The sequence below is a fragment of the Mycobacterium sp. NPDC003449 genome, assembly GCF_053588415.1.
In genome coordinates, this window is record NZ_JBSFPX010000056.1 from 15,557 (window position 1) to 36,790 (window position 21,234).

General features: G+C 68.2%; 19 protein-coding genes. 16 read left to right on the top strand and 3 right to left on the bottom strand.

Annotated elements, in window-relative coordinates:
* Positions 1–107: 107 nt before the first annotated feature.
* The 12 genes from ACWDTP_RS16380 (at position 108) to ACWDTP_RS16435 (ending at position 12,134) form a co-directional block, all read left to right on the top strand.
* Complete coding sequence (locus tag ACWDTP_RS16380; RefSeq protein WP_450021488.1) at positions 108–1,070, top strand: LysR family transcriptional regulator; 963 nt, start codon at positions 108–110, stop codon at positions 1,068–1,070.
* An 86-nt stretch (positions 1,071–1,156) separates the two neighbouring features.
* The gene (fgd, locus tag ACWDTP_RS16385) at positions 1,157–2,167 is read left to right on the top strand and encodes a glucose-6-phosphate dehydrogenase (coenzyme-F420) (protein WP_450021490.1); all 1,011 of its coding nucleotides are present in this window, start codon (positions 1,157–1,159) and stop codon (positions 2,165–2,167) included.
* 177 nt (positions 2,168–2,344) lie between these two features.
* Complete coding sequence (locus ACWDTP_RS16390) at positions 2,345–3,118, top strand: NAD(P)-binding domain-containing protein (RefSeq protein ID WP_450021492.1); 774 nt, start codon at positions 2,345–2,347, stop codon at positions 3,116–3,118.
* Positions 3,119–3,164: 46 nt separating this feature from the next.
* Positions 3,165–3,890, top strand: a complete 726-nt coding sequence (locus ACWDTP_RS16395; RefSeq protein ID WP_450021494.1) for a PIG-L deacetylase family protein — start codon at positions 3,165–3,167, stop codon at positions 3,888–3,890.
* Positions 3,887–4,531, top strand: coding sequence for an RraA family protein (locus ACWDTP_RS16400; protein ID WP_450021496.1), 645 nt, complete (start codon positions 3,887–3,889; stop codon positions 4,529–4,531). The genes ACWDTP_RS16395 and ACWDTP_RS16400 overlap by 4 nt, the downstream gene beginning before the upstream one ends.
* Before the next feature lies 1 nt (position 4,532).
* On the top strand, positions 4,533–5,654 hold the full coding sequence (locus ACWDTP_RS16405; RefSeq protein WP_450021498.1) for an ABC transporter ATP-binding protein: 1,122 nt from the start codon (positions 4,533–4,535) through the stop codon (positions 5,652–5,654).
* Positions 5,651–7,399 (top strand): ABC transporter permease, encoded by a 1,749-nt coding sequence (locus ACWDTP_RS16410; RefSeq protein ID WP_450021500.1) that lies wholly within the window; start codon positions 5,651–5,653, stop codon positions 7,397–7,399. Before ACWDTP_RS16405 ends, ACWDTP_RS16410 begins: the two co-directional genes overlap by 4 nt.
* 18 nt (positions 7,400–7,417) lie before the next feature.
* Positions 7,418–8,527: an ABC transporter substrate-binding protein gene (locus tag ACWDTP_RS16415; RefSeq protein WP_450021502.1), complete on the top strand. Its 1,110-nt coding sequence runs from the start codon at positions 7,418–7,420 to the stop codon at positions 8,525–8,527.
* Position 8,528: 1 nt separating this feature from the next.
* The gene (locus tag ACWDTP_RS16420; protein ID WP_450021504.1) at positions 8,529–9,167 is read left to right on the top strand and encodes a GntR family transcriptional regulator; all 639 of its coding nucleotides are present in this window, start codon (positions 8,529–8,531) and stop codon (positions 9,165–9,167) included.
* The gene (locus tag ACWDTP_RS16425; RefSeq protein ID WP_450021506.1) at positions 9,164–10,207 is read left to right on the top strand and encodes a 4-oxalomesaconate tautomerase; all 1,044 of its coding nucleotides are present in this window, start codon (positions 9,164–9,166) and stop codon (positions 10,205–10,207) included. Before ACWDTP_RS16420 ends, ACWDTP_RS16425 begins: the two co-directional genes overlap by 4 nt.
* Complete coding sequence (locus tag ACWDTP_RS16430; RefSeq protein ID WP_450021508.1) at positions 10,204–11,391, top strand: MFS transporter; 1,188 nt, start codon at positions 10,204–10,206, stop codon at positions 11,389–11,391. The genes ACWDTP_RS16425 and ACWDTP_RS16430 overlap by 4 nt, the downstream gene beginning before the upstream one ends.
* A gap of 77 nt (positions 11,392–11,468) precedes the next feature.
* Complete coding sequence (locus tag ACWDTP_RS16435; RefSeq protein WP_450021510.1) at positions 11,469–12,134, top strand: GntR family transcriptional regulator; 666 nt, start codon at positions 11,469–11,471, stop codon at positions 12,132–12,134.
* A gap of 2 nt (positions 12,135–12,136) precedes the next feature.
* Here ACWDTP_RS16435 and ACWDTP_RS16440 read toward each other — a convergent pair whose 3' ends face one another.
* From ACWDTP_RS16440 to ACWDTP_RS16450, 3 genes are read right to left on the bottom strand one after another with little or no spacing between them, the layout of a single operon-like run.
* Positions 12,137–12,898, bottom strand: coding sequence for a GntR family transcriptional regulator (locus tag ACWDTP_RS16440; protein ID WP_450021512.1), 762 nt, complete (start codon positions 12,896–12,898; stop codon positions 12,137–12,139).
* 2 nt (positions 12,899–12,900) lie between these two features.
* Positions 12,901–13,677, bottom strand: a complete 777-nt coding sequence (gene fabG / locus ACWDTP_RS16445; protein WP_450021514.1) for a 3-oxoacyl-ACP reductase FabG — start codon at positions 13,675–13,677, stop codon at positions 12,901–12,903.
* Positions 13,678–13,684: 7 nt separating this feature from the next.
* Positions 13,685–14,701 carry a phosphotransferase enzyme family protein gene (locus ACWDTP_RS16450; RefSeq protein WP_450021516.1) on the bottom strand — a complete coding sequence of 339 codons (1,017 nt, stop codon included), beginning with the start codon at positions 14,699–14,701 and terminating at the stop codon, positions 13,685–13,687.
* A 251-nt stretch (positions 14,702–14,952) separates the two neighbouring features.
* On the opposite strand from ACWDTP_RS16450, the gene ACWDTP_RS16455 reads away from it, so the two are divergent.
* From ACWDTP_RS16455 to ACWDTP_RS16470, 4 genes are read left to right on the top strand one after another with little or no spacing between them, the layout of a single operon-like run.
* Entirely contained in the window at positions 14,953–16,512 is a 1,560-nt protein-coding gene (locus tag ACWDTP_RS16455; protein WP_450021518.1) for an APC family permease, read from the top strand.
* A gap of 5 nt (positions 16,513–16,517) precedes the next feature.
* Positions 16,518–17,879 carry an aspartate aminotransferase family protein gene (locus ACWDTP_RS16460; protein WP_450021520.1) on the top strand — a complete coding sequence of 454 codons (1,362 nt, stop codon included), beginning with the start codon at positions 16,518–16,520 and terminating at the stop codon, positions 17,877–17,879.
* Between the two features lie 14 nt (positions 17,880–17,893).
* Positions 17,894–20,011, top strand: coding sequence for a phosphate acetyltransferase (pta, locus tag ACWDTP_RS16465; RefSeq protein ID WP_450021522.1), 2,118 nt, complete (start codon positions 17,894–17,896; stop codon positions 20,009–20,011).
* The gene (locus ACWDTP_RS16470; RefSeq protein ID WP_450021524.1) at positions 20,008–21,156 is read left to right on the top strand and encodes an acetate kinase; all 1,149 of its coding nucleotides are present in this window, start codon (positions 20,008–20,010) and stop codon (positions 21,154–21,156) included. The genes pta and ACWDTP_RS16470 overlap by 4 nt, the downstream gene beginning before the upstream one ends.
* Positions 21,157–21,234: the final 78 nt, after the last annotated feature.

Consider the following 21,234-nt stretch of genomic DNA (forward strand, 5'->3'; position numbering starts at 1 on the left):
TGACCACCGACGCTATGGCCGTGAAATACGGAGGGTCAATACGTTGAACGCAATAAAATGCCGCAATTAATGCATCAAGTACACCATTCTCCGGCATAATCGCGCGAATGGTTGAGGACATGGCTCCGCGCGACCCCGCCGCCGACTGGCTGCCGTCGATCACGTTCCAGCAGCTCCGCGCGTTTCAAGTGGTCGCAGACACCGCCAACTTCACCAAGGCGGCGAGGCGGCTGCGAACGTCGCAGTCGGCGCTGAGTAGAAGCATCCGGCAGTTGGAAACCGGGGTTGGGGCCCAGTTGCTCAGCCGCAGTACGCGATCCGTTTCGCTGACTCCCGAAGGTGTGGAACTGCTGCGCATCTCCAGCCCGGTGACCGAGGCGTTCGTCTCCGGATTGGACGGCTTCCGCCATTTCGTTGCGGGCCGCGCCGGCCGACTTTCGGTAGGTGCGATCGTGTCGTACGCGTCGGTGTTGTTACCTGGCCTGCTGGCGGCATTCGTCCGGGATCGTCCGCAGGTCGAGATTCGCGTGGAGGACGGGTGGACGCGGAATGTGCTGAGCGAGTTGGACCGTGGCGGCGTCGAGGTGGCTCTCGCCTCCGATGTGGTCGAGATGGGCAGGTACGACATAGTGCCACTGGCGCGAGAGCAGTTCTATGCCATCGCACCTGTCGACCATCCATGGAGTTCCCGCGACGAGATCGAGTGGGAAGACTTCAATGGTCAACAGATGATCTCGGCGCGCTCTGGCACGAGCGTTCGCTCGATCATTGATCGGCGGCTGAATGAGTTCGGGGTTTCCATCGAGGAGCACATACAGGTGTCGAACATGGGAATGCTGGGAGGGCTCGTCAGCAACGGATTCGGAGTTTCCGCACTGCCGGCGATGGAGTTCGGTGGATACCGCATCGAGGGGATCGCCCGCATCCCGATCGCCGCAACCACACGTACCGTCGCGGTGCTGGCGTTGAAAGGCCGGCCGTTGTCCCCGGTCGCACGGGGGTTTCTGGAATGCGTGCCCGAATTGATCGCGAAGATGCAGTTGCCCGACGGCGTAGAGGTGCTGGAATAGCCCCGATCACGGGGTCGGCCCCCGCACCGGTTGCCGGCGAGCACGCGCATTCGCCCGCCAGGAGGCAACGGAGTAGAAACGTAGTCGTGGCTGAACTCAAACTGGGGTACAAGGCATCGGCGGAACAGTTCGCTCCCCGTGAGCTCGTGGAGCTCGCGGTCGCGGCGGAGGCGGCCGGCATGGACAGCGCGACGGTCAGCGACCACTTCCAGCCGTGGCGCCACGAGGGCGGCCACGCCCCGTGGTCGCTGGCATGGATGGCCGCGGTCGGGGAGCGCACCGAGCGGTTGACCCTCGGGACGTCGGTGCTGACGCCGACCTTCCGGTACAACCCCGCCGTCATCGCGCAGGCGTTCGCGACCATGGGCTGCCTGTATCCGGACCGGGTTTTCCTCGGGATCGGCACCGGCGAGGCGCTCAACGAGATCGCCACCGGCTACGAGGGGGAGTGGCCGGAGTTCAAGGAACGGTATGCCCGCCTACGCGAATCCGTCCGGTTGATGCGCGAGCTGTGGCTCGGCGACCGGGTCGACTTCGACGGCGACTACTACAAGACCAAGGGCGCCTCGATCTACGACGTGCCGGAAGGCGGCATCCCGATCTATGTCGCCGCGGGCGGGCCCCAGGTGGCCAAGTACGCGGGCCGGGCCGGTGACGGGTTCATCTGCACGTCCGGCAAGGGTGAGGAGCTCTACAAGGACAAGCTCATGCCCGCGATGCGTGAGGGCGCCGAGGCCGCGGGCAAGAACCCCGACGACGTCGACGCGATGATCGAGATCAAGATCTCCTATGACACCGATCCGAAACTCGCGCTGGAGAACACCCGGTTCTGGGCGCCGCTGTCGTTGACCGCCGAGCAGAAGCACAGCATCGACGACCCGATCGAGATGGAGAAGGCCGCCGACGCGCTGCCGATCGAACAGGTGGCCAAGCGCTGGATCGTGGCCTCGGACCCCGACGAGGCGGTGGCCAAGGTCAAGGACTATGTCGACTGGGGCCTCAACCACCTGGTGTTCCATGCCCCCGGGCACGATCAGCGCCGCTTCCTCGACCTGTTCAAATCCGACCTGGAGCCGCGGCTGCGCAAGCTGGGCTGAGGCTCGACACCTTCCATCACAGCGGGGCCCCTCGGGGCCCCGCTTTTTGTCGTGAGCTATCGGACCGACCGTGCGAACCATAGTCGATTAAATCGTCAGCAAAGTCGTTGACTAAATTGTCGCCAATCTTGTACGGTGGCTCCGGTCACAGTTGCTGAGGATGTGGAGCGAGGACATATGCCGAAGGTCGCCGTTGTCGGACTCGGGGAGGCCGGTGCGCTGTATGCGCGCGGACTGCGCGACTGCGGATTCGAGGTCAGCGGCTACGACCCGTTCGCGCGGCTCGACGAAACCGGAATCGCTCAGCCCGGGCGGCTCGAGGATGCGCTGGCCGGCGTCGAGCTCGTCATCACCCTCGTTGGCGCGACCGCGGCGCAGGGGGTCACCGAGGCCGTGCTGGCCCACCTCGAACCCGGCGCGACGATCGCCGACTTCAACACCGGCGGGCCCGAACTCAAACGCCGACTCGGTGCCGCCGCGGCGGCACGTGGGGTGCACTTCGTCGACGTCGCGGTCCTCGCACCGGTGCCGCGGGCCGGTGTCCGCACCCCGCTGATGGCGAGCGGGCCTGGCGCCGACGCGTTCGCGAGCCTGTTCGCGGCCACCGGAGCGTCCGTCGAATCCATCGCAGGCGAGCCGGGAGATGCCGCCGCCCGCAAGCTGATCCGCAGTGTCTTCATGAAGGGGATGGCCGCCGCGGTGCTGGAGAGCGTCGGTGCGGCCGAGGCCGCCGGATGCGCGCCGTGGCTGCGCGAGCAGATTGCGGCCGAACTCGCCGGTGACCCGCACGCCCTCATCGACCGGCTCATCGACGGATCCCGCGAACACGCCGCCCGCCGGGTGCACGAGGTCACCGATGCCCGCGACTACCTGGACAGTATCGACCAACCCACCTGGACCATGCAGGCCGCCCGGTCCTGGCTCGCCAGCCTGGACCGCGCGAACGTCTGACGACAAGGCCCGACGACAAGGCCCGACGACAAGGAGAGAACCCCTCGTGAGTGAAGTAGAAGCCAAACGGCTGCTCGTGGTCGGCGCACACAGTGCCGACTTCGTCTGGCGCTCAGCCGGTGCCATCGCCAAGCACACGGCGGCCGGTGGTGAGGCCAGGGTCGTCGCGCTCTCGTACGGCGAGCGCGGCGAATCCGGTGAGCTGTGGAAAGAGCCGGGCCAGACCGTCGACAACGTCAAGCGGCACCGGCACGCCGAGGCGACCGAGGCCGCCGAAACCGTCGGCGCCACGTTCGAGTGCTTCGATCTCGGGGACTACCCGCTGGAGGTCGGTCCGGAGGCGATCGACCGGCTGGCCGAGCTCATGCGCGATTTCGCCCCGCACGTCGTGCTCACCCACCCCGACAAGGATCCGTTCAACCCCGACCATCCGGTCGCGAATGTGGCGGTCTCCAAGGCCCGCCTGCTCACCGCGGGTGCGGTCGTCGAGGCCGGATTCCGCACCGCACCGCCCAGCGAGTTCCTGGTCTTCGAACCCCACCAGCCCGAGCTGTGCGGGTTCCTGCCCAGTGTGTTCGTCGACATCACCGACGTGTTCGAACTGAAGCGCAAGGCGATGGCCGCCATGCAGGCACAGTCCTACCTGCAGCAGTACTACACCGAGCGCGCCGAACACCGTGGCAACCATGCCCGAAAGGTGACCGGGCGCAAACAGATCCGGCAGGCAGAGGCGTTCCAGCGGCTGGTGCCCAACGTGGTGGAGACGCTATGACCGAGGTGGCAATCGACGCCGACGTCGTCGACGAACTCGGCCGGTCCGGGGTGGCGACGGTATACGAGGCCCGAGGCAGACAGGGCCTCATCGACGCCGAGTTCATCCAGCTCATCCCCGGCAGTCGCGCGGCCGGACCGGCCCGCACCGTGCGCTGCGCGCAGAACGACAACCGGGGCGTCCACGAACTCGTCGCGAGCCTGCGGCCCGGTGAGATCGCCGTGCTCACGATGCCCGAGGCGGCACCGGTGGCGCTGATCGGCGACCTGCTGGTCACCCAGATCCGTGCGCGGGGTGCCGCGGGGATCCTGGTCGACGCGTCGATTCGGGATGCCGAGGAACTGCGAAAGATGGGGCTGCCCATCTGGACCCGGTGGATCAGGGTCCGCGGGGCGACCAAGGACACCCGCGGGGAAGTGGATGCCGACGTCGAGATCGGCGGGGCCACGATCCGCACCGGCGACATCGTGATCCTCGACTCCGACGGCGCCGCGGTGGTCCCCGCCGACGAGGCACGCCGAGCCGTCGAACTCGCCAAGGCCCGCGAGGCCAAGGAGGCCGCATCACGGGCCAAATACCTCGACGGCCATATCTCCTACGACCTCTACGGCTTCCGCGCCGAGGACGAAGGGAACACCTGATATGGACATCCGCGTCGAAGGCCTGACCCTGCGCTACGGGCAGGCGGTGGCCGTACGCGACCTCGACCTCACGGTCGGCGACGGCGAATCACTGGTCCTGCTCGGCGAATCCGGCTGCGGCAAGACCAGCACCATGCGCTGCATCGCCGGCCTCGAGCGGCCGAGCGCGGGACGCATCGGCATCGGCGGCGACGTGCTCTTCGACGGCGAACGCAACATCGACCGCCCACCGCACAAACGCAATATCGGCATGGTCTTCCAGTCCTACGCGATCTGGCCGCATATGACCGTGTTCGAGAACGTGGCCTTCCCCCTGACGATGCAGCGGGTGGCCAAGGCCGACATCGCCACCCGGGTGCGTGAGACCCTCGAACTCGTCGGCCTGGAAAGCTTCGCCGACCGCGGGGCGAGCGCGCTGTCGGGCGGCCAGATGCAGCGCGTGGCGCTGGCCCGCAGCGTCGTCATGGAGCCGTCGGTGATGCTGCTCGACGAACCGCTGTCCAACCTCGACGCCCGGCTGCGTCACCGGCTGCGCGGCGACCTGCGCGCGCTGCAGTCCCGGCTCGGCCTCACCTCGGTGTACGTCACGCACGATCAGGAGGAGGCGCTGGCGCTGGCCGACCGGATCGCGATGATGCAGCACGGGCGCATCGTGCAGATCGGCAGGCCCAACGAGATCTACGCCAAGCCGCTGAGCGCGGCCATCGCGGATTTCCTCGGGGTGGGCAACATTCTGCCGGTGCAGGCGCTGGATTCGACGGGGGTGCGGATCACCGACAGCGCGGTCACGCTGCGGGTGGCGCCCTACGACGGGTCCGGCGACCTCAAAGCCTGCATCCGCGGGGAGGACATCGCCGTCGGCGACGATCTGGACGCGGGCATGAACGTGCTCGAGGCCACGCTGCTGACCAAGGAGTTCCTCGGCGCCAGCGCGACCTACCGGGTGAGCATCGCCGAGAACACCGAACTGGAGATCATCGGTGGTAAGCACCGGCAGTTGGCCGCCGCGCCGGGTGACACCGTGCGGATCGGGATACCGGCCGACGCCGTTCAGGTGCTGCCCCAGGAGGTGGGGCAAACCACGGCGGCACCGCGGGCCACACCGGCGAAAGCCGCCTCATGACCGCGACGATCGACGCTCCCGCGCCGCCGCGGGAGACCAGCCCGCGGCGCGGTGCCCCGAGGCTGCGCCGGTCGCTGCTGCCGATCGCGCTGTACGCGATCCTGGCCATCCTCATCGTGCTACCGGTCGCGCTGGTGGTGCTGTCCGCGTTCACCACCACCACACCGCGGCCGGGCAACATCGACCTGTCCTCGTTGACGTTCGACAACTTCGCCGCCGTGTTCGGCCCGGGAGCCCGTCAGGCAGCGCTGAATTCGCTGCTGATCGGTATCGGCTCATCGGTGCTGGCCCTGGCCATCGGAGGTTTCCTGGCCTTCGTCAGCGCCCGCACGAATGTGCGGGGAGCGCGCTTCCTCTACTTCATCGGCCTGGTGCCGATGTTCCTGCCCTCCTACGTCGGCGCGCTGGCCTGGTCGCTGCTCGGCGGCCCGAATGCCGGTCTGCTCAACGTCTTCGCCAGGGACCTCAACCTGCCCGACATCGTCAACATCTACAACATCGGCGGGCTGATCTTCGTACTCGCGCTGTACTACGCGCCGTACGCGTTCCTGCTCACCCACTCGGCGTTCAGCCTGATGAACCCGGACCTGGAGGAGGCCGCCCGCACCCACGGCGCCAAGCCCTTCACCGTATTGCGTTCGGTGACGGTTCCACTGGCCACGCCGGCCCTGCTCGGTGCGGCGATCCTGATCTTCGTCCTCACGGTGGAGAACTTCCCGGTCGCCCAGATCACCAGCGGCGGGCGCCTGGACACCCTGCCCACCTACATCTTCCGGCTGATGAACTCCGCACCATCCCGCGGCAACGAGGCCGCGGCCGTGGCGATCACCCTGGTCGTCATCGTGCTCGCGGTGACCGCGCTGCAGCGGCGGGTGGTCGCCAGGCGGTCCTTCACCACGGTGGCCGGCAAGGGCATGAAGCTCGGCAAGTTCGACCTCGGCGGGTTCCGGACGCCCGCACTGCTGATCGGATTGGGCTACTTCGTCCTGTCCACCGTCCTGCCGCTGCTCGCCCTGCTGTTCGTGGCCCTGCACGAATCTCCCTACGTCAACAGCATCATCGGTGCGTTCACCAACGGCCGGATGGGGCTCGAGGCGATCACCGATGCGGTCACCAGCGAGGTGGTGGCCCGGGCGACCGGGAACTCGGTGATCGTGGCGGTGGCCGCGGCGGTAGTCGGAACCGTGCTCGCGTTCATCGTGTCCTACGTGGTGAACCGGACGACACTGCCCGGCCGGGAAGGGCTCGGCTATCTCAGCATGTTGCCGCTCGCGGTGCCGGCCATCGTCCTCGGCCTCGGCCTGCTCTGGACCTGGCTGATGCTGCCGATACCGGTATACGGCACGTTGCTGGTGATGGTGATCGCCTTCGCGGCGGCGCAGATGCCGCAGGGGTACCAGGGCGCGTCGTCATCGATCCTGCAGATCCACAAGGATCTGGAGGACAGCGCGGTCATGCACGGCGCCAATCGGCCACGGGCGGTGTGGCGGGTAACGGCACCGCTGCTGCGCGTCCCGCTCACCTCGACCTTCCTACTGCTGCTGATGCTTTCGATGCGGGAGCTGACGGTGCCGTTGTTCCTGTTCACCACCGACACCCGGCTGCTGTCGATCGTCATCTTCGACGATTTCGAGAACGGCATCATGCAGCGCAGCGCCGCCACCAGCCTGGTGTACTGCGTCGTCATCTTCGCGCTCGCCTATCTGGCGAGGCGGTTCGGCGCCGACACCAAGAACGCCCACTGAATCACGAAGGAGAAGATCATGCGCATCGGAATGAGGCGCCTTGCGGTCGCGGCGGTCGCGGCCGTCGGGCTCGTCCTGGCGGGCTGCTCGGGCGGCGGCGGGAGCGGCTCGGCCGAGACCGCCGAGAACGGCGACCTGATCATCGACGGCGAGGTCATCGCCACCGCCGACGTGTACCAGAAGGCGCAGCAGGAAGGCAGCCTGGTGTTCTACACCGGCGGCAGCGAGCAGTCCGAGCGGCAGGCCGCGGACGCCTTCACCGAGGCGACCGGCATCGACGTCGAGATCGTGCGCCTGGCCCCCAACCGGCTCAGCGAGCGCATTCTCAGCGAGCAGGCCGCGGGCAAGCTCGGCGCTGACGTCATCCGGATCTCCGGCGAGGACCTGATCGTCGGTATCGCCGACTCGGGGGCGTTCCAGCCCACCCCGATCGGCCAGGGCATCGCCGACGCACTCGATCCCGACGCCACCTACGACAAGGGGCTCTACTACAACAGCTACGACCGCATCTACAGCTTCGGCTACAACAACCAGGTGGTCGCCGAGCCGGACGCCCCGAAGAACTGGAGTGATCTGCTGGACCCGAAGTGGTCCGGAAAGCTCGGCATCGTGCAGGTCGGCGCGGGCGGGTCGACGACGGCGCTGACCCGGTTCCAGCTCGGCACGCTCGGGCCCGACTATCTCAAGGGATACGCCGCGAACCGTCCGCGGATCTTCGATTCCTCTGCCGCACTGACCGATTCGCTGGCCCGGGGCGAGATCGCGGCGGGTCCGGTCCCGATCGCCACGGCCTACGCCTCCACGCTGGAGGGCGCGCCGATCACCATCGCCACCCCGGAGGAGGGCGCCGCGGCCTACCCGTTCTACCTGGGCCGGGCCGCCAAGACCGAACACGCCAACGCGGCAGCGGTATTCGTCAACTGGCTGCTCTCGGCGTCCGGGCAGGAGCTGGCGGCCTCGATCGGGGACTACCCGGTGCACAAGAACATGCCCAACCCGACGATCGGCGATATCGAGCTGCCCGCCGCCGACACCGGATTCCTGCACCGCGCCACGATCGACGAATCCCTGAAGAACCTTGAGCCCGATGCGAACACGTGGCGGCAGATCTTCGGTTACACGGGCTGACATGGGCGTCGCTGAACAGATTCGTGCACTCATCCTCAGGGGGGAACTCGTGCCCAACCAACGGCTGGTCGAGGCCGACCTCGCCGAACAGTTCGGCGCATCGCGGGCCGCGGTGCGCAATGCGCTGGGCGAGCTCACCGTGCAGGGGCTCGTCGAGCGGGAACAGAATCGTGGCGCCCGGGTGCGGGTCATCTCGTTCGACGAGGCGATCGAGATCGCCGAGGTACGCCGCGCCCTGGAAAGTCTGTGCGCCGGTAAGGCGGCCGCCGTCGTGAGCGACGACGAGATCGCCGAACTCGACGCGATCGGAGCGGCGATGGAACGGGCGGTGGCCGGGGGAGACCTCGGCGGCTATTCGGCGAAAAACCGTGAGCTGCATGCACGCATCCACCAGATCAGCGGCCAGAGCACGGCGCTGTCGCTGATCGAGCGGCTGCGCGCGCAGAGTGTGCGCCAGCAGTTCGCGCTGGCGATGAAGCCGGGCCGGCCCGCCGTCTCGCTCGGCGAGCACCTGGAGATCATCGCCGCGATCGGCCGCCGGGACCCGGCCGCGGCCGAGCGGGCGATGTCGGCACACCTCAACAGCGTGGTGGCCGCGATGCACGAGGTCCATGCCCAGCAACCCAACTCGGTCGCATGAGCGGCGACGGCATCGCGTGCATGATGATGCGCGGCGGCACCTCGAAGGGGGCCTACTTCCTCGCCGAGGACCTGCCCGCCGACCCCGCCGAACGCGACGACCTGCTGTTGCGGATCATGGGCTCACCCGATCCACGCCAGATCGACGGTGTGGGCGGGGCGCATCCGCTGACCAGCAAGGTCGCGGTGGTCACCGCGGGCGAGACGGGCGTCGACTATCTGTTCCTCCAGGTCGGCGTCGACCAGGCGACCGTATCGGACCGGCAGAACTGCGGGAACCTGCTCGCCGGGGTCGGTCCGTTCGCGATCGAGCGGGGGCTGCTGGCCGCCGCAGACGGCGAGACCGTGGTACCGATCCGGATGACCAACACCGGAGGCAGGGCGATCGCGCACGTGCCGACGCCTCGCCGGGCCGTCGAGTATGCGGGCACCACCGCGATCGACGGGGTTCCCGGCACCGCGAACGCGATCGTGCTGGACTTCGAGGACACCGCCGGGTCGAGCTGTGGCGCGCTGCTGCCGACCGGACAGCAGGCCGACGTGATCGCCGGGGTACCCGTGACCTGTGTCGACAACGGCATGCCGACGGTCGTCCTGCGCGCATCGGATCTCGGTGTGCGAGGCGATGAGTCGCCGGCCGACCTGGAAGCCGATCAGCGGCTGCGCGAGCTCCTCGAGCGCATCCGGCTCGACGCCGGTAAGCGGATGAACCTCGGGGACGTCACCGATCTCACCGTGCCCAAGCTGACCATCGTGTCGCCGCCGCGGTCCGGAGGAATCGTCGCGACCCGCACGTTCATCCCACACCGCGTGCACGCCTCCATCGGGGTGCTCGGCGCCGCAAGTGTCGCCGTGGCCGCGGCCCTTCCAGACAGTGTGGCGGCCGGGGTGGCGGTGCCGCCTGCCGGTCCACGGATGCGCATCGAGCATCCGACCGGTGCACTGGAGGTCGAGGTCGAGCTGGACGGGGAACGGGTGAGCCGGACCGCGATTGTACGAACAGCGCGAAAGCTGTTCGACGGACACGTCTTTCCTCGTTGACGCCGCGGCCCGGGCGGCTCGCCCTCGGACTGCTGCTGGTGCACGCGGTGTCGGTGCAGATCATCTCGTATGCCCTGCGCCCGGCGATCTCGTACGCGATCCTCGACCTCGGGTACGGGCCGGCCTGGCTCGGCGTCGCGACCGCGGCCTTCGCGGTCCCGCCCCTGTTGCTCGCCGTGCCCGCGGGCAGATTCGTCGACCGGGTCGGCGAACGGACGAGTATGGTGCTGGGCTCGCTGGCCTTCATCGCCGCGGCCGCCGTCGCGGTGTCCGCCGGGAACACCCTGGCGGGCCTGATCGCGGCCACCGTGCTGCTCGGGCTCGGCGTGCTGTGGTCCGTCGTGGCCGAGCAGGCCTGGGTGATGCGCGATGCCGCGGTGGGCCGGCTCGACTTCGTGTTCGGGGTCTACACCTTCGCCACCTCGAGCGGGCAGATGCTCGGGCCCGCCCTACTGCTGTTGCCGTCCGCGGAGGCACACTCGCCGGCATTCAGCACCATCGCTTGGGCAACGCTGGGGATTGCCCTTGTGGGATTGGTGCTTTCGCTGGTGATTCCGTCGACGGCACGTCCGGACGCGACGACCGACAAACCCACGGCCATGTGGCCGGTCGCGTCGCGGCTGCTGCGGACCAAGGGCGTGGTGCCCGCCCTGGTCACCAGTAGCCTGGTGCTGTCCTCGCTGGACATCGTGCTGGCGTATCTGCCGTTGCTGGCCCGTGAGCGACATCTCGCGCCGGCCTGGCTGACCGCGCTGCTGGTGGTCCGTGGCTTCGCGACGATGGCGTCGCGGTTGACGCTGGGCACCACGACCAAGGCGTTCGGGCGGCGCCGGGTGCTCGTGGTGGCCGGCGCGGTCGCGGCCGTGTCGCTGATCGCGCTGGTGCTGCCGGTGCCCGCGATCGTGCTGGTGGCGTGTATGGCGGGCTACGGCCTGGCGGCGGGCACGGTCCAACCGCTCACCATGTCGTGGATGACGCTGGTCACCCCGCGGCCGGATAGGGGCGTGGCGGCATCGCTGCGGCTGGTCGGCAACCGGGCCGGGCAGACCGGGATACCGCTTGCCGTCGCGGGCATCTCGGCGTTCGGCGGCGCGTCGGTGGTGTTCGCGGCCACCGGCGCGACCCTGCTCGTGTCGGCCAGGTTGTCGCGATGGGCCCCCGACGGTGACGAACCCGAGGTTTGACCAGGTGAGAACGGTGCCGGTAGCCGCGACGGTACAATCTTGTCGACGTTATCGGCGATAATCTGGGGTGGGGCTGGATGCTGGTTGATGAGGGGCGACGCGGCACCGAGTCGGCGGACGTGGCCGGACGCATCCGCCAGGCCATCCTCGACGGCGAGTTCGCGCCGAATCAGCGACTGGTCGAGGCAGATCTGTGCGAACAGTTCAGCGTCAGCCGCAGCGCGGTCCGTGGTGCCCTGCAGGAGCTTGCCACCCAGGGGCTGATCGAGCGGATCCAGAACCGGGGGGCGCGGGTCCGGTCCGTCTCACTCGAAGAGGCCGTCGAGATCACCGAGGTCAGGATGGTGGTGGAGGGGCTCTGCGCGGCCAAGGCCGCCCAGCACATCACCGAGACACAGATCGCGGAGCTGACCGGGCTGCGGGCCGAGCTCACCGGATCCGTCGAAGCCGGCGACGTGATGGGTTATTCGCGGCTGAACCAGTTGCTGCACACCAGGGTTCGCCAGATCGGCGCGCAGCACACCGCGGGCGACATCCTGGAGCGGCTGCGCGGGCAGCTGGTGCGCCATCAGTTCCGGCTGGCCATGCATCCGGGCCGGATCACCGTATCGCTGGCCGAGCACGTCGCGATCATCGACACGGTCTGCGCCAGGGATCCCGAACGTGCCGAGGCGGCGATGCGCGCTCACCTCAGGAGCGTCATCGTCGCGTTGCGGGATGTCGCCGCCGCGCAGCGGAGCTGAGCTCAGGCGGTGTTGATCGACCGCTCCACGGCACCGACCGTGCCGTGGCTGGTGGCGGTGAGCCGGACCCGGTCGGCACGGAACAGGTCGTAGGCGTACTCGAACGGCCGATGCGCACCGTCCCTGGTGACCCTGGTGATGGCCAGCAGGGGTCTGCGGTGCGCGATCTCCAGCCACTGCGCCTCGCGCGGGCTGGCGCTGACTACCTCGATGGTCTCGGTGGTGGCGGCGGGCACCAGACCGTACCGCACCCGCAGCAGTTCGTAGAGCGAGCCGCCCAGCGGCTGCTCGAGCAGATCCTCCATCGACTCGGCGACGAAACAGGCCAGGTCGACAGACAGCGGCACACCGTCGGCGTAGCGCAGCCGGCGGACGGTGAAAATGGCCTCGCCGTCCGGTATTTCGAGCGCCTGGGCCTCGACGGCGGTTGCCGGTCTGCGGTCGGTGCCCAGCACCCGGCTGGTGCTGGTATGCCCCCCGCTGCGTAACCGCGCAGGCAGACTGGCCAGTTCGGCGGCGTTGCGTTCGACGACATCGGCACGCACGAACGTGCCCCCGTTGCGCCCGGTCCGGCGTTCCAGCACCCCGGCCTGGCTCAACGGCAGCAGCGCGCTGCGCAGGGTGGACCGCGACACCGCGAACGTCTCCGCCATCTCCCGTTCGGTGCCCAGCCGGGATCCCGGTCGCAGCGTGCCCTGAGCCAGCATGGACAGGATGCGGCGGCGCACATCTTCGGCCACCGGGCCGCCCGACGACTCCTCCATGGCTAGGTGGGGAGCGCGTCCAGGGACTCCGGCAGCACCTGACCGCCGTCGACGGCGATGGCCTGCCCGGTGATGTAGCCGGCCTCGCGGGTGGCCAGGAACGCCGCGAGATGGCCGATGTCCTCGGGGGTGCCGAGGGCCCCGGCCGGGATCGCGCGCGCCATGCCGGCAATATAGTCCTCGCCCATGTCGACCAGCCCCTCCGACATGATGTTGCCCGGCAGGATCGCGTTCACCGTGATCTTGTGCGGGGCCAATTCGATTGCGGCGGTGCGCATGAACCCCAGCTGTGCGGCCTTGGTGGCGCCGTAGTGTGACCAGCCGGGAAACCCGGTGATCGGTCCGGTGATCGAGGAGGTCAGGATCACCCGGCCGCTGCCACTGGCGGTCAGCGCGTCCAGGCAGGACTGCACCGCGAAGAACGTGCCGTTGACGTTGATCGCGAAGATCTCGTTGAGCTGCTCGGGTGTCATGGTGGCCAGCGTGGCGTCGGGAAACACGCCGGCGTTGGCGCACACCACGTCCACGCCGCCGAACGCGTCGAGGACGGCGGCCGCCATCGCATCGCAGGACGTCCGGTCGCTGACGTCGACCTGCACCCCGATGACCTTGCCCGCGCCGAGTCCGTCGAGGTCGGCCACGCAGGATTCGACGTCGGCCGACGCCCTGGCGGCGACCGCGACATTGGCCCCGGCCTTCGCGAACACGGTGGCGATACCGCGCCCGATGCCCTTGCTGCCCCCGGTGACCAGCACCGAACGCTGCTGCAACTCGAACATTCTGCTCCTATGTCGTCGTGAAAATGGCGTTCTGCAGCCAGGTTTGGTCGTCGAGGTAACGCTCGGCCAGCCGCGCGGTGCCCCTGGCGAACTCCGGTCCCATGGCGATCGCGGCGCCGGCGTCGGAGTGTGAGGCGACCCAGGCGGTCAGATGGACCCGCCGTAGCATCACGAACGTCGGGATCAGGGCGAGATGCTCGGCGGGAAGCGGGCGCACGGCCAGGTAACCCCGCAGCCAGTCGGCGACGATCTCGTCGACCTCCGGGGTGTCCTCGATCCAGGACACGACCGCGCCGAGGTCGGCCAGATGCCAGGACCAGCCGCAGTCGTCGAAATCGATCACGGTGATCCCCGCGCTCGGAGAGGCCGGATCCACCATCAGGTTCGACAGCCGCAGGTCGGCATGGATGAGGCCGAATCGGTCGGATCCGGTGCCGAATTCGGACAGCCGCTCGGTGATCGCGGTTGCCGCGCGGTCGATCGCGCCCCGGTCGGATGCGGTCAGCGACGGTGCGGCATGCCAGTTGCCCCAGCGGGCGGCGGGGCCGAGGATCGCGTCGAGATCCCAGCTGAACCGGCTGAACCCGGCCGGCGCGTCCCAGCTCTGCGCATGGTTGTGCATCAGCGCGGTCAGCTCACCCAGTTCGGCGTAGCCCACCGCGTCCGGTGCTTCCTCGGCCGTGCAGCCCGGCACATAGCTGACCGCGTCCACATGGAGCGTGCGGCCGTCCACCGTCGCGGCCACGACCTGCTCGCCCGACGCCGAGCACAACAACTCCGGCGTGCGCACCGGGGTGTCGCGGCGCAGCGCGGCCATCCAGTCGAGTTCGGATCCGATGTCTTGGCGGGAGTGATAGCCGGGGCGGTGCACCCGCAGCACGATCGGGTCGTCCTGCGGGTCGCCGACCAGGTAGGTGGCGTTCTCCGACAGGCTGAGCAGGCGCAATGGGGCATCGGGCGCACGCCGATAGGCCGGCAGCGCGGCCCTGGCGAACAGGTGATGATCAGCAGGCAGTCCCGGCATGGCCCCGATTGTGGACCAAATGACGGATTCGAGCAGACCAAATCGAAAATTTTTACCGCACTGTTTCACCGCGGCCGATCATGAAACGTCTGCGAAACACGCGCCGAAGTCGTTGCTGTCCAGGGGTTGACCAGCTGATCCCGGCGAGGTAACAATGTCCAACGTCGCGCTACCAAGCTGTCGGCTTCCTTCATAACCAGACCAAATACTGGTTCGGCAATTGCCCGGGTGCGGGCAGATTGGCATCCACTATGAGTGAGATCATCGATCCTGCAGCGACGTCATCCACCGCAGGAATTCAGCGCCTCAAACCGAACGCGGTGGGTTTGGTCGGCGTGTTGTTCATGGCGGTCGCCACCGCCGCCCCGATCACCGCGATGGTCGGCAACGTCCCGATCGCGGTGGGGTTCGGAAACGGTGCCTATGCGCCGGCCGGCTACTTCGTCGCGACCATCGTGTTGACGCTGTTCGCGATCGGCTACGCGTCGATGAGCAAGCACATCACCGCGACCGGCGCCTTCTACGGCTACATCTCCCACGGGCTGGGCCGCATCGTCGGCCTCGGGGCCGGATTCCTCACCGCGGTGGCCTACATGGTCTTCGAGGCGTCGCTGATCGGCATCTTCTCGTTCTTCGGCAACGACCTGTTCAAATCGTTCTTCGACATCGACGTGCCGTGGATCCTGTTCGCGGTGGTGATGCTGGCGGTCAACGCGCTGCTCACCTTCTTCGACATCAACCTGGCCGCCCGGGTTCTCGGGGTTTTCCTGATCACCGAGATCGTGATGCTGTCGATGATGGCGCTCTCGGTGGTGTTCACCGGCGGTGGCCCGCAGGGCTGGTCGCTGGGATCGCTGAACCCGCTCAACGGTTTTCAGAGTCTTTCCGGGTCGGTCGCGGGCGCCGACGGCAGCATGATCGCCGTCGCCGGCTCGGCCGGTGTCGGCCTGTTCTTCGCGTTCTGGTCCTGGGTCGGGTTCGAATCCAGCGCGATGTACGGCGAGGAATCCCGCAACCCCAAGAAGATCATCCCCATCGCGGTGATCTGTTCGGTGGTCGGTATCGGTGCGTTCTACGTGCTGGTGTCGTGGCTGGCCATCGTCGGCACCGGGCCGGACAACGCGGTTGCGCTGGCGCAGGATTCGGCCACCGCGGGCGATATCTTCTTCAACCCGGTGCAGCAGCACCTCGGGGTGTGGGCGGTGGACCTGTTCAAGGTCCTGTTGATGACCGGCTCGTTCGCGTGCGGCATGGCGTTCCACAACTGCGCCGCCCGTTACCTGTACGCGCTGGGACGCGAGAATGTGATCCCCGGGATGCGCCGGACCATCGGCGCCACCCACGCCAAGCATGGCTCGCCGCACATCGCCGGGTTCGTGCAGACCGGCTTCGCCACCGCCGTGGTGTTGTTCTTCGACGTGACCGGACGTGACCCCTACACCGGGCTGTACGGCCTGATGGCGCTGCTGGGTACCACCGCGATCATGATCGTGCAGGCCCTCGCCGCGTTCTCGGTGATCTCGTACTTCCACGTGCAGAAACGGCATCCGGAGACGGCCAACTGGTTCACCACCCTGCTGGCGCCGTTGCTGGGCGGGCTCGGCATGCTCTACGTCATCTACCTGCTGGCCAAGAATGCGTCCTTCGCCGCGGGCGCGGCCGCCTCGGACTGGATCTTCACCTCCATCCCGTATGTGGTGGGCATCGTCGGATTCGGCGGTATCGCTCTCGCCGTCTTCCTGAAGTGCAAAGACCCGCAACGGTATTCCGACCTCGGCCGGACCGTTCTCGAAGAATCGCATGAGCGCTGATCGCTATGAGCTTCTCCAACATCATGGACTCCAACAGTTACGTGGGTGGCCAGGCGGCCGACCCGGAACTGGGATCCATGATCGAGGCCCGTGAGCGCATGCTGGGCCCGGCGTACCGGCTGTTCTACCAACGGCCGGTGCACCTGGTCCGCGGCCGGGGCAGTCACCTGTTCGATGCCGACGGGGTGCGCTACCTGGACGCCTACAACAACGTCGCCAGTGTCGGGCACTGCAACCCGCACGTCGTCGCCGCCGTCACCCGTCAGCTCGAGACCCTCAACACCCACACCCGCTACCTGCACGACGGCATCGTCAACTATTCGCAGCGGCTCCTGGCCACGCTGTCCGAGTCCGGCGCGGGTGCGCTCGACCAGGTGATGTACGGGTGCACCGGGTCGGAGGTCAACGACCTGGCCCTGCGCGTCGCCCAGATGCACACCGGGGCGCGCGGCGTCATCGTCACCGGCGACGCCTACCACGGCAATACCGAAGCGGTAACGGCCATTTCGCCTTCGCTCGGCGGTGCGACCACCATCGGACCGCATGTGCGGACGGTGCCGGCGCCGGACAGCTACCGGTTGGGCGGTGCGGTGCCCGAGCGGTTCCGCGCCGATGTGACCGCCGCGATCGCCGACCTGCAGGCCAGCGGGCACGGCCTGAGCTGCCTGATCGTCGACACCATCTTCTCCTCCGACGGCATCTACCCCGATCCGTCGGTGCTGGGACCCGCGGTCGCCGCGGTGCGCGACGCGGGGGGCGTGTTCATCGCCGACGAGGTGCAGCCCGGCTTCGGCCGTACCGGGGACGGGATGTGGGGCTTCAGCCGCCACGGCGTGGTGCCGGACCTGGCGACCATGGGGAAGCCGATGGCCAACGGGCTGCCGGTCGCGGCGATGGCGGCCCGCAGTGGGGTGCTCGAGGCATTTGCCCGCGGTGTGCCCTATTTCAACACCTTTGGCGGCAACCCGGTGTCGATGGCGGCGGCCGCCGCGGTGCTCGACGTCATCGAGGGCGAGCAGTTGATCGCCAACTCGGCCAAGGTCGGCGCCGCGTTGCGGGACGAGCTGGTCCGGCTCTGCGCCGACGATCCGCGCATCGGCGACGTGCGCGGCTGTGGGCTGTACGTGGGGATCGAGGTGGTGAGACCCGCGGACGCGAGGAGCACCAATCGGCCTGCGTCGGCCCCGGACCGGGCCGGAGCGCATCGGCTGGTCAACGAGATGCGCGATCGGCGGGTCCTCATCTCGGTGTGCGGAACCCACGGCAATGTCCTCAAGGTGCGGCCGCCGCTGGTGTTCTCGATGGACGATGTGGACTGGTTCTGCACCGAATTTGCCGCGGCGCTTGCGCACCTGCCCCCTGAATAGGGAATGCTGGAGCGGTGCCGGAGGGAAACATCGCCACCGCTGTCTACGTCGCCTCACCCGAAGGCGACACCGGTAAGTCGACCATTGCGCTGGGGATCCTGCACCGGCTCGCGGCCACGGTGCCCAAGGTCGGGGTGTTCCGTCCGATCACCAGATTGGTCGGAGGGCAGGAGCGAAGCGACCCGGGAAGTCAACACGAGGACCGCGACTACATACTCGAACTGCTGCTGGCCGGGACCACCGCCGGCCTGGCCTACGAGGACTGCGTCGGGGTCTCCTATCAGCAGGTGCACGAGGACCCCGACGCGGCGATCGCCGAGATCGTCGACCGGTTCCACGGGGTGGCCGACCGGTGCGATGCGGTGCTCATCGTCGGCAGCGATTACACCGACGTGGCGACGCCCAGTGAACTGAGCATGAACGCGCGGATCGCGGTCAACCTCGGGGCGCCGGTGGTGCTGGCGGTCAAGGCCGCCGATCGCACCCCGGACGAGGTCGCCCACGTGGTCGAGGTGTGTCTGGCCGAGCTGGCCGGGCAGCACGCCCACGCCGCGGCCGTGGTGGCCAACCGGTGTGACCCGGCGCAGCTGACGGCGGTGGCCGACGCGCTGAAACCGCTGGGGCCGCCCGCTTATGTGCTGCCCGAGGAACCGCTGCTGTTCGCCCCCTCGGTCGCCGAACTGCAGGCGGCCGTCGACGGCACGGTGATCGCGGGCGATCCCGAACTGTTGTCGCGTGAGGCGCTCGGCGTGCTGGTGGCCGGGATGACCGCAGAGCATGTGCTGGAGCGGCTCACCGAGGGTGCCGCGGTGATCACCCCGGGCGACCGCTCCGACGTGGTGCTGGCCGTGGTGAGTGCGCATGCCGCCGAAGGGTTTCCGTCGCTGTCGGGGATCATCCTCAACGGTGGGCTGCCGTTGCACCCGGCCATCGCGTCCCTGGTCGCCGGCCTCGGGCTGCGGGTGCCGATCGTGGCGACCGAATACGGCACCTTCGAAACGGCCAGCCTGGTCGCCGGCACGAGGGGCCGGGTGACCGCGACCTCGCAGCGCAAGATCGACACCGCGCTGGGACTGATGGACGCCCACGTCGACATCAACGATCTGCTGGCCCAGCTGAGCATCCCGATCCCGGCCGTCACCACCCCGCAGATGTTCACCTACCAGCTGCTGGACCGGGCCCGCACCGACCGCAGGCACATCGTGCTGCCCGAAGGGGCCGACGACCGCATCCTCAAGGCCGCGGGACGGCTGCTGCAACGCGCCGTCGCCGACCTGACCATCCTGGGCGACGAGGCCCAGGTGCGTTCCCGGGCAGCCGAACTCGGCGTCGACCTGGCCTCGGCGACGGTGCTCGACCCGCGGACCAGCGAGCTGTGCGACCAGTTCGCGCGGCAGTACGCCGAGCTGCGCAAGCACAAGGGCATCACGGTCGAGCAGGCCCGCGAGATCATCCACGACGTGTCCTACTTCGGCACCATGCTGGTACACAACGGCATGGTCGACGGGATGGTCTCGGGTGCGGCGCACACCACGGCGCACACCGTGCGGCCGGCATTCGAGATCATCAAGACCCTGCCGGATGTTTCCACGGTGTCGAGCATCTTCCTGATGTGCCTGCAGGACAAGGTGCTGGCCTACGGCGACTGCGCGATCGTGCCCGACCCCACCTCCGAGCAACTCGCCGATATCGCGATCTCGTCGGCGCGGACCGCCGCGCAGTTCGGCATCGAACCGCGGGTGGCCATGCTGTCCTATTCGACCGGAACGTCGGGCACCGGTGCCGACGTCGACAAGGTCAGGGCGGCAACCGAATTAGTGCGGGAGCGGGAGCCATCGCTGCTGGTGGAGGGGCCGATTCAATACGATGCCGCGGTGGAACCCTCGGTGGCCGAGACCAAGATGCCGGACTCGGAGGTGGCCGGCCGGGCCACGGTGCTGATCTTCCCGGACCTCAACACCGGCAACAACACTTACAAGGCGGTCCAGCGCTCGGCGGGTGCCATCGCGATCGGGCCGGTGCTGCAGGGGCTCAACAAACCGGTCAACGACCTGTCCAGGGGCGCGCTGGTCGAGGACATCGTGAACACCGTGGCGATCACCGCGATCCAGGCGCAGGGGAAGACGCCATGACCACGACGACGGTCCTGGTGGTGAACTCCGGCTCATCATCGCTGAAATATGCTGTGGTGAAACCGGATATCGGAGAATTTCTGGCCGACGGAATCATCGAGGAGGTCGGTTCGGGCCAGGTGCCCGATCACGATGCCGCACTGCGGGCCGCCTTCGACGAGCTGGCCGCCGACGGCCTGGATCTGGACCGCCTCGGACTGGTCGCGGTCGGCCACCGGGTGGTGCACGGCGGCAAGGCGTTCTACCGTCCGACCCCGATCGACGATGCCCTGGTCGCCAGGATCGAGGAGTTGGCGCCGCTGGCGCCGCTGCACAATCCGCCCGCGGTGCACGGCATCGAGGTGGCCCGCAAACTGCTGCCCGGCCTACCGCATATCGCGGTCTTCGACACCGCCTTCTTCCACGACCTGCCCGCGGCATCGGCCAGCTATGCCATCGACGCGGGGCTGGCCGAGCAGTGGCCGATCCGCCGCTACGGATTCCACGGCACCTCGCACGAATACGTCAGCGGGCAGGCCGCGGCGTTCCTGGGCAAGCCGTACGAGTCGCTGAATCAGATTGTGCTGCACCTGGGTAACGGTGCGTCGGCCTCGGCGATCAACGGCGGCAGGCCGGTCGACACCTCGATGGGCATGACCCCGATGGAAGGTCTGGTGATGGGCACCCGCAGCGGTGACATCGACCCCGGCCTGATCATGTACCTGTGGCGCACCGCGGGGATGAGCGTCGAGGAGATCGAGTCGATGCTCAACCGGCGCTCGGGCGTGCGGGGCCTCGGCGGGGCCAGTGACTTCCGCAAGTTGCACGAGCTGATCGAATCCGGCGATACCGCAGCGCGGTTGGCCTACGACGTGTACATCCACCGGCTGCGGAAATACATCGGCGCCTACCTGGCCGTGCTGGGCCGCACCGACGTGATCAGCTTCACCGCAGGAGTGGGGGAGAACGACGCCGCGGTGCGCCGGGACGCGCTGAGTGGTCTGGGCGGGCTCGGCATCGAACTCGACGGGGAACTCAACGCCGAGCGTTCCAAGGAGCCGCGCCGGATCTCGACGCCGGAGTCGGCGACGACGGTACTGGTGGTGCCGACCAATGAAGAACTCGCGATCGCCCGCGCCTGCGCCGACGTGGTGCTCACCCCCTGACCGCGAGCAGACGCGAGGGTACCCCATTTCGCGCATTTTGGGGTACCCACGTGTCTGCTCGCGGGAGATCCGGGCCGA

Excerpts from the sequence above, each read along its gene's own strand:
- fabG (WP_450021514.1), bottom strand. The coding sequence starts at position 13,677 with ATGTTCGAGTTGCAGCAGCGTTCGGTGCTGGTCACCGGGGGCAGCAAG.
- ACWDTP_RS16455 (WP_450021518.1), top strand. The coding sequence starts at position 14,953 with ATGAGTGAGATCATCGATCCTGCAGCGACGTCATCCACCGCAGGAATT.
- ACWDTP_RS16405 (WP_450021498.1), top strand. The coding sequence starts at position 4,533 with ATGGACATCCGCGTCGAAGGCCTGACCCTGCGCTACGGGCAGGCGGTG.
- ACWDTP_RS16420 (WP_450021504.1), top strand. The coding sequence starts at position 8,529 with ATGGGCGTCGCTGAACAGATTCGTGCACTCATCCTCAGGGGGGAACTC.
- ACWDTP_RS16400 (WP_450021496.1), top strand. The coding sequence starts at position 3,887 with ATGACCGAGGTGGCAATCGACGCCGACGTCGTCGACGAACTCGGCCGG.
- ACWDTP_RS16410 (WP_450021500.1), top strand. The coding sequence starts at position 5,651 with ATGACCGCGACGATCGACGCTCCCGCGCCGCCGCGGGAGACCAGCCCG.
- ACWDTP_RS16415 (WP_450021502.1), top strand. The coding sequence starts at position 7,418 with ATGCGCATCGGAATGAGGCGCCTTGCGGTCGCGGCGGTCGCGGCCGTC.
- ACWDTP_RS16380 (WP_450021488.1), top strand. The coding sequence starts at position 108 with ATGGTTGAGGACATGGCTCCGCGCGACCCCGCCGCCGACTGGCTGCCG.
- ACWDTP_RS16435 (WP_450021510.1), top strand. The coding sequence starts at position 11,469 with ATGCTGGTTGATGAGGGGCGACGCGGCACCGAGTCGGCGGACGTGGCC.
- ACWDTP_RS16450 (WP_450021516.1), bottom strand. The coding sequence starts at position 14,701 with ATGCCGGGACTGCCTGCTGATCATCACCTGTTCGCCAGGGCCGCGCTG.
- ACWDTP_RS16460 (WP_450021520.1), top strand. The coding sequence starts at position 16,518 with ATGAGCTTCTCCAACATCATGGACTCCAACAGTTACGTGGGTGGCCAG.
- ACWDTP_RS16470 (WP_450021524.1), top strand. The coding sequence starts at position 20,008 with ATGACCACGACGACGGTCCTGGTGGTGAACTCCGGCTCATCATCGCTG.
- ACWDTP_RS16425 (WP_450021506.1), top strand. The coding sequence starts at position 9,164 with ATGAGCGGCGACGGCATCGCGTGCATGATGATGCGCGGCGGCACCTCG.
- ACWDTP_RS16440 (WP_450021512.1), bottom strand. The coding sequence starts at position 12,898 with ATGGAGGAGTCGTCGGGCGGCCCGGTGGCCGAAGATGTGCGCCGCCGC.
- ACWDTP_RS16390 (WP_450021492.1), top strand. The coding sequence starts at position 2,345 with ATGCCGAAGGTCGCCGTTGTCGGACTCGGGGAGGCCGGTGCGCTGTAT.